This is a genomic window from Winogradskyella sp., from assembly GCF_045105575.1.
GTDB lineage: Bacteria > Bacteroidota > Bacteroidia > Flavobacteriales > Flavobacteriaceae > Winogradskyella.
Genome location: NZ_JBGCDQ010000002.1, coordinates 23044 through 35835, shown reverse-complemented (window position 1 = coordinate 35835; position 12792 = coordinate 23044). Strand labels below are relative to the sequence as shown.

At 33.1% G+C, this 12792-nt stretch carries 12 protein-coding genes; 8 read left to right on the top strand and 4 right to left on the bottom strand.

Features of this window, described 5'->3' with window-relative positions; translation table 11 throughout:
* Position 1: 1 nt before the first annotated feature.
* On the bottom strand, positions 2-763 hold the full coding sequence (locus tag AB8B52_RS00190; protein WP_406024034.1) for an MBL fold metallo-hydrolase: 762 nt from the start codon (positions 761-763) through the stop codon (positions 2-4).
* Positions 764-854: 91 nt separating this feature from the next.
* Here AB8B52_RS00190 and AB8B52_RS00185 point away from each other — a divergent pair, with 91 nt between their 5' ends.
* Entirely contained in the window at positions 855-2306 is a 1452-nt protein-coding gene (locus tag AB8B52_RS00185; RefSeq protein WP_406024032.1) for a TonB-dependent receptor, read from the top strand.
* Between the two features lie 99 nt (positions 2307-2405).
* Here AB8B52_RS00185 and bcp read toward each other — a convergent pair whose 3' ends face one another.
* Positions 2406-2861: a thioredoxin-dependent thiol peroxidase gene (gene bcp, locus AB8B52_RS00180; RefSeq protein ID WP_406024030.1), complete on the bottom strand. Its 456-nt coding sequence runs from the start codon at positions 2859-2861 to the stop codon at positions 2406-2408.
* Between the two features lie 201 nt (positions 2862-3062).
* Here bcp and nth point away from each other — a divergent pair, with 201 nt between their 5' ends.
* Both nth and AB8B52_RS00170 read left to right on the top strand, forming a co-directional pair.
* Positions 3063-3719, top strand: coding sequence for an endonuclease III domain-containing protein (gene nth / locus AB8B52_RS00175; protein ID WP_406024028.1), 657 nt, complete (start codon positions 3063-3065; stop codon positions 3717-3719).
* Between the two features lie 115 nt (positions 3720-3834).
* Entirely contained in the window at positions 3835-4386 is a 552-nt protein-coding gene (locus AB8B52_RS00170; RefSeq protein WP_406024026.1) for a hypothetical protein, read from the top strand.
* 232 nt (positions 4387-4618) lie between these two features.
* Here the strand turns inward: AB8B52_RS00170 and AB8B52_RS00165 are convergent, their stop codons facing one another.
* Positions 4619-5203, bottom strand: coding sequence for an RNA polymerase sigma factor (locus AB8B52_RS00165; RefSeq protein ID WP_406024024.1), 585 nt, complete (start codon positions 5201-5203; stop codon positions 4619-4621).
* A 236-nt stretch (positions 5204-5439) separates the two neighbouring features.
* Here AB8B52_RS00165 and uvrA point away from each other — a divergent pair, with 236 nt between their 5' ends.
* Entirely contained in the window at positions 5440-8229 is a 2790-nt protein-coding gene (gene uvrA, locus AB8B52_RS00160; protein WP_406024022.1) for an excinuclease ABC subunit UvrA, read from the top strand.
* Between the two features lie 12 nt (positions 8230-8241).
* Positions 8242-8856 carry a hypothetical protein gene (locus tag AB8B52_RS00155; RefSeq protein WP_406024020.1) on the top strand — a complete coding sequence of 205 codons (615 nt, stop codon included), beginning with the start codon at positions 8242-8244 and terminating at the stop codon, positions 8854-8856.
* Positions 8857-8861: 5 nt separating this feature from the next.
* Here the strand turns inward: AB8B52_RS00155 and AB8B52_RS00150 are convergent, their stop codons facing one another.
* Entirely contained in the window at positions 8862-9920 is a 1059-nt protein-coding gene (locus tag AB8B52_RS00150; RefSeq protein WP_406024018.1) for a DUF3667 domain-containing protein, read from the bottom strand.
* Positions 9921-10556: 636 nt separating this feature from the next.
* On the opposite strand from AB8B52_RS00150, the gene AB8B52_RS00145 reads away from it, so the two are divergent.
* The 3 genes from AB8B52_RS00145 to AB8B52_RS00135 all read left to right on the top strand — a co-directional run bounded on the left by AB8B52_RS00145 (position 10557) and on the right by AB8B52_RS00135 (position 12573).
* Positions 10557-11069, top strand: a complete 513-nt coding sequence (locus AB8B52_RS00145) for a hypothetical protein (protein ID WP_406024016.1) — start codon at positions 10557-10559, stop codon at positions 11067-11069.
* A 6-nt stretch (positions 11070-11075) separates the two neighbouring features.
* A complete protein-coding gene (locus AB8B52_RS00140; protein WP_406024014.1) occupies positions 11076-11810 on the top strand; it encodes an LVIVD repeat-containing protein in 735 nt (244 codons plus the stop codon).
* A 136-nt stretch (positions 11811-11946) separates the two neighbouring features.
* The gene (locus AB8B52_RS00135; RefSeq protein ID WP_406024012.1) at positions 11947-12573 is read left to right on the top strand and encodes a tRNA (guanine-N1)-methyltransferase; all 627 of its coding nucleotides are present in this window, start codon (positions 11947-11949) and stop codon (positions 12571-12573) included.
* Positions 12574-12792: the final 219 nt, after the last annotated feature.

Genomic DNA, 12792 nt, shown 5'->3' with positions numbered 1-12792 from the left:
TTTAAATGGTAATTTGTAGGTTATCGTATGCTAAAAAAACGTTTTTTGGTAGGTTTTGTTGTACCTCGTCATGAAAGCCTAAGTGATGACTTAAATGCGTCAAATAAGCTCGCTTTGGTTTTACACGTTCTATAAAAGCTAAGGCTTCTTCTAAATTAAAATGTGATATGTGTGGTTTAATTTGTAAGGCATTTAAGACTAATACTTCTAAATTTTGAAGTTTCTCAACTTCAGCATCTGCAATGGTTTTCATATCTGTTAAATAGGCAAAATCACGAAAGCGGTATCCAAAAACTTGAAGCTTGTGATGCAAACCGTCAATGGGAAGCACGTTAAGATTGCCAGCTAAAAAGGCTTCGTTTTTAACTTGATGCTTGGTGACACTTGGTACTCCTGGATATTTTTTACCTGTGGTAAAAATATAATCGAAACGTTTTTCTAAGGCCTTAAAAACCCGCTTATGCCCATATAAATCAATATCTCCCTGTCTGAAAAAGAAGGGTCTAATATCATCTAATCCCATCACATGGTCTGCATGCTCATGGGTAAAAATAATACCATCAATTTTAGAAACTTTAGCATTGAGCATTTGTTGTCTAAAATCTGGACCACAATCTACTACAAACGTGTGGTCATCCCACTCAACTAAAATAGAAACACGTAGCCGTTTATCTTTAGGGTTTTCACTTAAACAAACAGGATGATCACTTCCTATAATGGGAATTCCTTGCGATGTACCAGTACCTAAAAATGTAATTTTCAATCGGTCTTAAGTTTGTAACAAAAATAAGCTTATTTTTTTGTTTGCAATAGTAAAACAGTACCTTTGCTTTAACGTTATAAACCTATTATCCATGAAGGACATCACGTATACTGGTGACACAGAATTTGAAAATATTCCGTCACTAAAAGACAAAGCTTTACGTATTAATCTTAACGCTGATATTTATGGCACCTTTTCTGAAATTGGTGCAGGTCAAGAAACCGTACGTCAGTTCTTTAGAGCAGGTGGTGCCTCTGGTACTATTGCCAAAGCAATGTCTGCTTACGATAAAGATTTTAGTGATGCCATTTATGGTATTGAAGATGATAAACGTTATGTTACAGAAGCCAGACTTCGTAAAATGTTGAATCATGAAGTTGCATTAACCGAGGAACGTATTACACGAGATAAACATCCGAATAAAATATTTTTCTCTTATGCCAATACGGTTGCGACTATAGATTTTGCAAAAAAATACAAAGGCCATGGTTGGGTTGGTATTAAATATCAAGTCGCACCAGACCAAGATTACAATGATATTGTACTTCATATTCGTTTTAAAGAAACCGATGCACGTTTGCAACAAGAAACGCTTGGTAAATTAGGAACTAACTTAATTTATGGTGCATTTTATAAATACAATCAACCACGTAAATTGTTGCGTTATTTGTACGATCATTTAGATAAAGATCAGCTAGAAATTGATACAATTAACTTTTCTGGTCCTGTTTTTAAAGACGTAGATAACCGTTTAATGAGTTTACAACTGGTTAAAAATAACATGACAGATGCCGTTATGTTTGCACCAGATGGTAACAATGTGTTACCAGCTCGTGTGCTTTACAAAAAGAATATTTTAACTCTGAGAGGAAGTTTTAGACCTGTTACAAAAGTGAATATGGATATGTTTGAGAAATCTTACGAAATGTTCATAAAGGAAAATAAAGTCGATAAAGAAAAAACTCAAGTTATTTTTGAAATCACCCTATCGAATCTGAGAGCTGAAGGCGAAATTGATGAGCAAGATTTTATGGATCGTGCCAAACTGCTATGTTCTTTAGGACAAACGGTATTGATTTCAAATTTCCAAGAGTATTATAAACTAGTAGAATACTTCTCTCAATATTCTAGAGCAAGAATGGGATTAGCCATGGGTGTCAATAACCTTGTTGATATTTTTGATGAGAAATATTACCGTCATCTAAGTGGTGGTATTTTAGAATCCTTCGGAAAATTATTCTATAAAGATTTACGTGTGTATTTATATCCTATGGAAAATAAGGATGGTAGCTTAACCAACAGTGAAAATCTTAAAGTACATCCACGTATGAAAGAGCTGTACAAATTCTTTAAATACAATGGAAAAGTAGTCGATATTACTGATTATGACGCGTCTAATCTCTCTGTATTTTCTAGAACAGTCCTCAAAATGATTGCGAATAATGAAGCAGGCTGGGAAACGATGTTACCGGAAGGTGTTTCTAATCTTATTAAGGAAAAGAGCTTATTTGGTTGCGAATCTGAAGAGGTGATGCATAAATAAGTTCAGTGTTCAGTGTTCAGTGTTCAGTGTTCAGTGTTCAAAATTAAAAAAGCGACAGATTAAATTAATTTGTCGCTTTTTTAATTTAAACAGAAGCTGCTACACATCCAATATCTGCTCAGCATGAGCCTTAGTCTTAACTTTTGTAATCACATCCTCTAAAACACCATGTTCATCAATAACAAAAGTAGTTCTGTGAATGCCATCATACTCTTTACCCATAAACTTCTTTGGTCCCCAAACTCCGAAAGCTTCAATCACCGATTTATCTTCGTCTGCTAATAAAGGATATTGAAAACCGTATTTGGTTTTAAAATTAGATTGTCGTTTGGCACTATCTGCACTAACTCCTAAAATTTCATAGCCTTGTGCTTTAAAACGATCGTAATTATCGTTTAGATTACATGCTTCTGCAGTACAACCAGGTGTGCTTGCTTTTGGGTAAAAGAAAACCACTAATTTTTTACCTTTATAATCCGATAATGAAATGGTATTTCCTTGTTCATCTAAAGATGAAAAATCTGGTGCCTTATCTCCTGCGTTTAAGTGTGTCATATTATGTAAATTTGTTAATAGTATTTGTTCGGAAATATAATCAAATTAAAAATGCTTCTTTTTGCGCTATTTGCTTTTATTTTTAATTGCTTGATGCTAAGGCATCACATCATAAAAATAAAAACAAATCCCATCAAAAATAATTCAATTTATAAAATTCATTTATTTTCGAACAAATACTAGTTTGTAAAAATACAATGAATGACTAAACAAGAAAAGGTAGATTTTGTTATAAATACGTTAAAACAACTCTATCCAACGATTCCGATTCCATTAGATCATAAAGATCCTTATACATTATTAATTGCGGTTTTATTGTCTGCACAGAGCACAGATGTGCGTGTTAATAAGATTACACCTTTGTTATTTGAGCGTGCCGATAATCCGTACGACATGATTAAATTGAGTGTTGAAGAGATTAGAGACATCATTAGACCTGTTGGTTTATCACCTATGAAAAGTAAAGGCATACATGGCTTATCGCATATTTTAATTGATAAGCATAATGGTGAAGTGCCAAAAACATATGAAGCACTAGAAGCGTTGCCAGCTGTAGGTCATAAAACGGCTGCTGTGGTTTTATCACAAGCTTTTGGGATTCCTGCATTTCCAGTTGACACACATATTCATCGTTTAATGTATCGTTGGAATTTAACCAATGGTAAAAACGTAGTCCAAACCGAAAGGGATGCCAAACGTCTATTTCCGGAAGAATTATGGAATGATTTACACTTGCAAATTATTTGGTATGGTCGGGAATATTCGCCTGCTCGTGGTTGGGATTTAGACAAGGATATTATAACTAAAACAGTTGGAAGAAAATCGGTTTTAGATGATTATTACAAGAAGAAAAAGTAGTTTTAAATCTCAGCATTCAGTAATCGGAAATTAGATTGAAACGTCATAGAATTTGCATAAAATAGAATATAATGGTTGGTATAATTCTTGATGCCATATTAGAAATTATCAATCCATGAAAAAACTGATTCTTTTACTGTCAATCATTTCCATAAGCTCCTGCATTCCCGTTCAAGTCGCTCCGCGATTTAAGAATCAAGATTACAAGATTATGAAAGCCAAAAAGTTTCAAAAAAAAATGCCAAGAGAAACTGCATTTATATTTAAAGATCCAAAACAAGCCGACGAATTTTATCAATACATTAATAAAAAGTACCGATTAAATGATAGAGACGTTGGTATTAATGTCCCTTTTCAACTTGAAGGAGAGCGTCTTTATTTATCATATTATGAAGCTGAGCGCACTGATAAATCTGTTAATTTACCTTTGGTAGCCATTGATGCTAAGCGACAGCGTAATGGAAACAATCGTTTATTTGAAGGAAACTATACCAACCGAACTGGCCATTGGTATATTATCATTACTATTAATGATGAAATGCTTAAAAACTGTCTAATAGACAAACATCCTTTGAAAGAAAAAACGATTCAATACTTAAGAGATTTAAAGCAAGAATACCTCACCACTACCAATTACGAAGCATTACTATTTACAAAAAAATCCTAATGTTTTCACATCAGGATTTTTCTTAAAATTAATTGAGAAGTGCTTCAAACTTCAATTTATTATAATTTATAACACTTAAAGCCTTTGAGTAATTCAAAAGGAAACTTATCGTTTCATCTTTTGGTTGTAGATTATGCATTTTTTTTGGGGAAGCGTCAGAGTAAATTTTTGCCATATTACTATTATATTTTCGTTTATATGACTAAAACGCAACTCAAAACTCTTTATTGTATCAATTCGTTAAAATAATATTATTTTGCTCAATTACTTTTCGCATATTTATTAAAGCATAACGCATTCTACCTAATGCTGTATTAATACTAACTCCAGTCCGCTCAGAGATTTCTTTAAAACTCATATCTTGATACATACGCATTAAAAGTACCTGTTTTTGATCTTCTGGCAATTCTTCTATAATACGTCTTACGTCAGATTCTACTTGGTCTTTAATAATGGTTTTTTCAGCATTTAGCGTAGAATCGCTTAACACAGAAAAAATACTAAAATCACCTGCATTCTGAAATTTAGGCATACGCTTGTTCTTTCTAAAGTGGTCAATCACCAAGTTATGTGCAATACGCATTACCCAAGGCAAAAATTTACCTTCCTCATTATATTTTCCACGTTTAAGTGTTCTAATCACTTTAATAAAGGTATCCTGAAAAACATCCTCAGTGACATCTCTATCATAAACTTTAGAATAAATAAAACTGTAAATTTTTTGTTTGTGCCTTCCGATTAAAATTGAAAGTGCGTTTTCGTCACCGTTAATGTAGTTGCTGACCAACTCCGCGTCTTGGATAAGTTTCTTTTTCATAATAATTACTTTAATGCCCAGTAGTTGCCTACTAGTTTGGGGTTTATAGCTTTTTTAAAGTAATATTATGCGATACGCGGTCTTGTTTTAGAAAATTAATATGATACAATATAACAACAATCATTTCGAAAAAACAAAAAATAACAGTAAACTTTAACATTTTATCGGAGAAAGCGTTCCTTTAATAGATGAAATAGTTATAGTATCTTTGCCAACTCAAATACTGATCATCGCTTATGAATACTACGGTTATAGACGTTAGTCCCAAAGAAAATATCATTATAAAAGGTGCAAAACTGCACAATCTAAAAAATATTGATGTTGTTATACCTCGTAATAAATTAGTTGTTATTACAGGATTATCGGGTTCTGGTAAGTCGAGTTTAGCGTTTGACACCTTGTATGCAGAAGGCCAAAGACGTTATGTGGAAAGCCTTAGTAGTTATGCGCGTCAATTTTTAGGACGTTTAAATAAACCAAAAGTAGATTACATTAAAGGCATCGCGCCTGCTATTGCTATTGAGCAAAAAGTGAATTCTACTAACCCACGTTCAACAGTTGGTACCACCACAGAAATTTATGACTATTTAAAGTTATTATTCGCCAGAATAGGAAAGACCTACTCACCTATTTCTGGTAACGAAGTAAAAAAGCATACGGTTTCTGATGTCATTAATTTCATTTCAGAATTTGAAGAAGGCACAAAACTATTACTGCTAGCACCAATCATTTTAGAGGAAGGCAGAACTATTGAAAACAAACTGCAAACCTTACAACAACAAGGTTACGCACGTATTAAAGTAAAAGACGAGGTTGTAAGAATTGATGACGCTTTAAAAACAAAGATTAAAACTGATAAAAACCTGTTTCTAGTCGTTGATAGAATTGTCTTTAAAAACGATGAAGATTTCCTCAACCGTTTGGCAGATGCGGTTGGCACGGCATTTTTTGAAGGTGTTGGTACTTGTATTTTAGAATCGCTGTCAGATAAAAAACAAACCCTTTTCAATAATAAATTTGAAATAGATGGCATGACGTTTTTAGAACCGAATGCACATTTATTCAGTTTTAACAACCCTTATGGAGCTTGCCCTAAATGCGAAGGTTATGGAGATGTTATTGGTATTGATGATGATTTAGTGGTGCCAAATACGGCCTTATCTGTTTTTGAAAATGCCATTTTTCCTTGGCGAGGTGAAAGTATGAGTTGGTACAGAGATCAGTTGGTTAACAACTCGCATCATTTCGATTTTCCAATTCACAAACCTTATTTTCAACTGAGTGATGCACATAAAAACCTCATCTGGAAAGGCAATACATATTTTGAAGGCTTAGATGATTTCTTTGCAGAATTAGAATCGAAAGCTTACAAAATTCAGAATCGTGTAATGCTATCGCGCTATCGCGGGAAAACTAAATGTAACCTTTGTAAAGGCAAACGTTTGCGTGTGGAAGCCGATTATGTAAAAATACACGATGCTACGATCACAGATTTAGTCGATTTACCATTAGATGAACTCGTTGTGTTTTTTGAAAAATTGAAGTTAAACGACAGTGATACTAAAATTGCCAAACGCCTTTTAACTGAGATTAATACACGTCTGCAATTTTTATCTAATGTCGGTTTGCGTTACCTTACATTAAATAGAAAATCCAACACCTTATCTGGAGGTGAAAGTCAGCGTATTAACTTAGCAACCTCTCTTGGTAGTAGCTTAGTCGGTTCCATGTATATTTTAGATGAACCTAGTATTGGCTTGCATCCAAAAGATACCGAACGCTTAATCGACGTATTAAAATCGTTGCGTGATTTAGGAAATACAGTGATTGTCGTAGAGCATGATGAAGACATTATGAAAGCGGCTGATGCTATTATAGATATCGGTCCAGAAGCAGGAACTTTAGGCGGAGAAGTTGTTGCTGTTGGTAATTTTGAACAAATTATTACCGCAGACACCTTAACCGCAAAATACCTCAACGGTCAATTAGAAATTGAAGTCCCTAAAAAACGTCGCACATCAAAATACAGCATCGATATTATTGGTGCGCGCGAAAATAACCTTCAAAATGTAGATGTTACATTTCCGTTAGAAATGCTTACGGTAATTACAGGAGTTTCTGGTAGTGGCAAAAGCACCTTGGTTAAAAAGATTCTTTTTCCTGCGATACAAAAGAAATTAACAGGATTTAGTGATAAAATTGGTCAGGTTTCAGAAATCAAAGGAAATCATAGTAATATTCAGCATGTAGAATTTGTGGATCAAAACCCAATTGGTCGGTCGTCGCGTTCTAATCCTGTCACCTATATTAAGGCTTATGATGATATTAGAGCCTTATTCGCTTCGCAAAAACTGAGTAAAATTAGGAATTATGCTGCAAAACATTTCAGTTTTAATGTCGATGGTGGCCGTTGTGAAACCTGTAAAGGTGAAGGCGAGGTTACTATTGAAATGCAATTTATGGCAGATGTGCATTTAACGTGCGATACTTGTGGTGGTAAACGTTTCAAAAAAGAAGTTTTAGAAGTAAAGTTTGAAGGCAAATCCATTGATGACATTTTAAATCTTACCATAGATGATGCCATTGCATTCTTTAAAACAAACAAACAAACTAAGATTGAAGGCAAATTGCAACCCTTACAAGATGTTGGTTTGGGTTATGTAACTTTAGGTCAGTCCTCTTCTACCCTTTCTGGTGGTGAGGCACAGCGTATAAAACTCGCAACATTTTTAGGAAAAGGCAGTAAAAGTGATAATGCGCTTTTTATTTTTGATGAACCAACGACTGGACTTCATTTTCATGATATCAAAAAATTATTAACCTCGTTTCAAGCCTTAATCGATAAGGGACATTCTATCATAGTGATTGAACACAATATCGATTTGATAAAATGTGCTGATTATATTATCGATCTAGGACCTGAAGGTGGAAAACATGGTGGCAAATTGGTAGCTTCCGGAACACCTGAAGATATCGCTAAGAATAAAAAGTCGGTAACAGGAACATATCTTCAAGAAAAACTATAAAGCATTTTACGCATGAAGCCTGTAGACTTTCATTCAGATTTACAAGTTTTAAAATCTAAAGTAGATACAACACCGTTGAAAGGTGGTGGTGCTAATTTTAAAACCAATGCACTTGTTGAAGCTTCGTCCTCAAAACTCGTTTATAAACCCTCTCTTGGAGTTGCCTTATTTTGTTTTGTATTTTTCGCTGTAGGACTTGGTGTTATATTTTTAGGATGCTCTAATATATTCGGAAGTAATTCGAGCAATGCACCAGAATGGTTTTTAATTATTTTCGGACTTATTTTTGCGAGCGCAGGAAGCTTTATGTTTTATTTCTTTTACAAACCACGGGTTTTTGATAAAAAATCAGGTTACTATTATGCAGCCTATACGTTTAATCCTCGTGCGTCCAATAAAACCAGAAAAGGTCATAGCGTCCCTTTAACATCCATTATGGCCATTCAAATTATTGGAGAACTTGTAAGAAGCGATAAAGGTGCATACCAAAGTTTTGAATTGAACCTCGTTTTAGAAGATGGTACAAGAAAAAACGTTGTGGATCACGGCAATCTAAAATCCATTATTAGTGATGCCGAAATGATTAGTACTTTTTTAGATATTCCTATTTGGCATGCTAAATCTTAAGCGATTTAGTAAAACATAAAAGCAAAAAACAAAATTACAATTGCCGTTAAACTTATAACAGGCAAAAAAATTAATGTTACAAAACCAGTCTTAATAAAACTTAAAAACCAACCTTGACCATAAAAACGCTTTAGGGCAAAAAACAAATAAATAAAACAAAAAAGTGTTACAAGAGAGTTCGTCCAATCAGAAATTTCAAAAATAGAATTGATACCAAATACAAGACAGAGTGCTGTAAAAATAAATGAAAAATAGTAAAAGCTAAATACCAAATGATGTGCATAACGTCCTCTTCTAAAATAAAACAGTTTAATTATAAAGGCAAAAAGTGGTAATACAAAGAATAACGCAATAGGTACGGTATCATAAAACATACTCCAAACATTACCTGCGTCTTTTGTTTTATATAATTTAAGTCCTTGTTGATAAAACTTGCGTTTAAACCAGCCGTCATCAGCTTCCAATTCTAGAACTTTATAAATCTCTTTATTTGGTGCATTTATGGCTATTAAAGAATCAATTTCAGTTTGTTTTGATCCTAAGTTTATAGAATTCTTCTTGGGTAAATCTTCTAAAGATGCAATAGAGTCAATTTCTTTTTTACTTATACCTGTAAAAAACTGACTTTGCTCAAGTGCTTCCCTAATTTCAATTCTATCTAAAGAATCTATCTTTTTAAGCTCTAATGGATCTAACATCGTCTCATCCTTATTATCAAAAGCATTTTTAAACTCTTCGTTAATAGAATCAGTTTGTTCTCTTACCGTAAACGAAAAAATGAAGAAAAAAACAACAGATATAAAGAGATACATCTGCGCAGGATGCAAATACAACAAGCGTTTTCCCTTAATAAATTCCTTTGCTAAAAAACCGGGTCTAAATAGTAGTGGAATAAAACTTTTTATAAATCGCGCATCAAAAGAAAAGTAATTACTAATGGTATTATAAAACAACAGCCCAAGTGTAAGCTCGTCATTTGTTTTTTGCCCACAATGCGGACAAAACTGAAAATCTTCGTCAAAAGCTTGTTCGCAATTTTTACATTGTTCTTTATTGGTGCGCATTGATGGTTGGTCTTGGTTTAAAAGTACTCAAATTTATTACACAATTCGGCATAATTAAGAAGATAATGTCTCATTATTGTTACTACCTGCCTTATTAAAAAACCACTTTATCTTTGATTAACATCAGGACATGCGGTTTTAAATGGGAAAAATTTCAACAATAAACGCTTCAGTTTTATTGAACCAATAATGTTCATTGAACGCGGTGTTGAATTTTTAGTTTTCTTTAACGGAAGTTTCAACTGTCATACCGATTTGTTTTCTACAGCAAACGAAGAGGATAACTATTATTACAGACGCACAAATAAAAGATGACACAATAGTATGGTTTATATGAGTTATAGGAGAGACTAATCGACATAAGTTAGTAGTTTAGACATCTCTTGTACAATAAACCTGGTGCTATTATAAGTACTACAGATTTTGTAAATTTCAATAATCAAAGGTGCATTATTTGTGCTACAAGAAACTACTTTGTAAATCATTTCAAAAATGTTCTACAAAACATTTTAGGGTGCTTCTTTTTATCATTTAATTTATAATTCATTCAACATTTAACGCAACCCTTTTGCCAATTCTGCATCTACTCATTGACACTAATTAATCCATATAAAAATTACTAAAAATCAATGCACTATGAAAACATCTTTTTTAATTCCTTTTATACTGGGACTTTTGCTCTGTCAAAGTTGCATTGTGTTTGAGGAAGAGGACACTGGAGATTTTCCTTTAGGTTCAAGTTACCTTCCTGTCATCATGAAACGTGCTGACTTTGAAACCACAACAGTACTAGAAAGCAATCCTAGAGCTATTATCAATTCAGGAAAAATCTATGTAAAAGGCAACTATATTTTCATCAATGAGGTTAACGAAGGGTTTCATCTTATTAATAATTCAGATCCTTCAAACCCACAAAATATTGGCTTTATTAAAGTATTTGGCTCTTCAGATTTAAGTATAAAAAATAATGTTATCTATGCAAACAATGCCACAGATTTACTGGCTTTTACTATAGATGAAACGTCGCAATCGCTTACCATTACAAAACGCGTGGCTAATGTGTTTCCACAAATATGGTCACCAGAAGGGTTTGCCTATTACAATTTAGAAGAAGATGATATTATTGTGAATTGGGAACCTTTAAATTAAACTGAAATGAAAAACATATATACTATTATAATAAGTGCTTTGCTCCTTATCAGTTGTGATGCCGATAGCTCTAATGAAACTGCATTTTCAGAGACTGGCCAAGGTGGCTCACTCGCCAGATTTGCGCTCTACGTCGATTATCTCTATGTGGTAGATAATACCAACCTTAATGTCTTTAGCATTATTAACCGAGAACAACCTGTGCAAGTCAACACCATTCCGATAGGTTTTAATATCGAAACACTATTCAATTACAAAAACTACCTTTATATAGGTTCTAGAAATGGCATGTTTATTTATAACATAGACAACCCTGAAGAACCTGTTTATGTATCAGATGTGCAACATTTTACAGCTTGCGATCCTGTCGTAGCTAACGAAACACATGCGTTTGTGACTCTACACTCTAATATCGGTTGTGGCATCGATGTTAATGTCTTAGAGATTTATGATGTTACAGAGATTACTAATCCTATATTAATTTCATCACGAAATTTAACTAAGCCTATCGGTTTAGGACTGTATGGTGATTATTTGTTTGTTTGCGATGATGATGTGAAAATTTTCGATATTTCAGATCCTAACAATTCTCAATTGGTGAGCTCCATAAATGTTGATGCCTTTGATGTGATTATCAACAATGGCTACTTAGTTTTAATTGGCGAAAATGGTTTATACCAATATAGTTTAGATTCTAACGATATTACAAATATTACACCTTTAAGTACCATCAACATCTAAACTATAATTTCTACCGTATATAAAATAGCCTTACAAAATTGTAGGGCTATTTGTTTGATAATTAGCTATGACATGTGCATAAAATTATTATCTTGGCAACTTAATTAATCTAACCAAAACCAAAATTACACCTAAGATGAAATTCTTAACCAAAGTTTCTGTAATTCTTTTAGTTACATTCAGTTTACAAATAGTAAACGCTCAAACAAGTGATGAAGATGCGGATGATAAACTATCATTGAGTAGTGGAACTATTGATAGTCAATTTGAATATGTTTTTAAAAAATCAGGAAACTTTAAAGGTACCAATGGTCAGCGCTATGAAGCCGTTAAATTTGCTTGGTTATCGAAACTAAAATCTAATGTACTCGATTCTTTAAAAACCACCTATGCCGAATTAGAAAGTTCTGAAAAAGTAGTGGGCAACCAAGCCAAAGAAATTGAAGGGTTAAAGACAAAACTAGCCGATACACAAACAAACTTAGAACAAACAGATTCCGAAAAAAATAATATGGCACTACTTGGTATGCAAACCAGTAAAACCAATTACAATGTGATTATGTGGTCTATTATTGCTGGTTTATTTGCATTATTGTTGTTCTTTATATACAAATTTAAAGGCAGTAACTCTTCTACGCGAGAAGCAAAACACAAACTAGAAGAAGTAGAAACAGAGTTTGAAGAACACAGGCGTAATGCTCTAGAGCGCGAGCAAAAAGTAAGACGTCAGTTGCAAGACGAATTAAATAAACAGAAGTCTTAAGATATCTCAGTAGTTGCATCAATTGCTCCCGATAGTTATCAGGAAGAAATGTCTCTAAATTGATTGAGAATTTTAAATACTATATTAAAAATCCGTAAGTTTATTTGCGGATTTTTTTTATTATAAATAAAAAAAATCAGTACTGTATTTTTCAATAACTCACGTGCTGTAATCTATATTATTAATAAAATCTACATTCTATAAACAAACAATTAATCT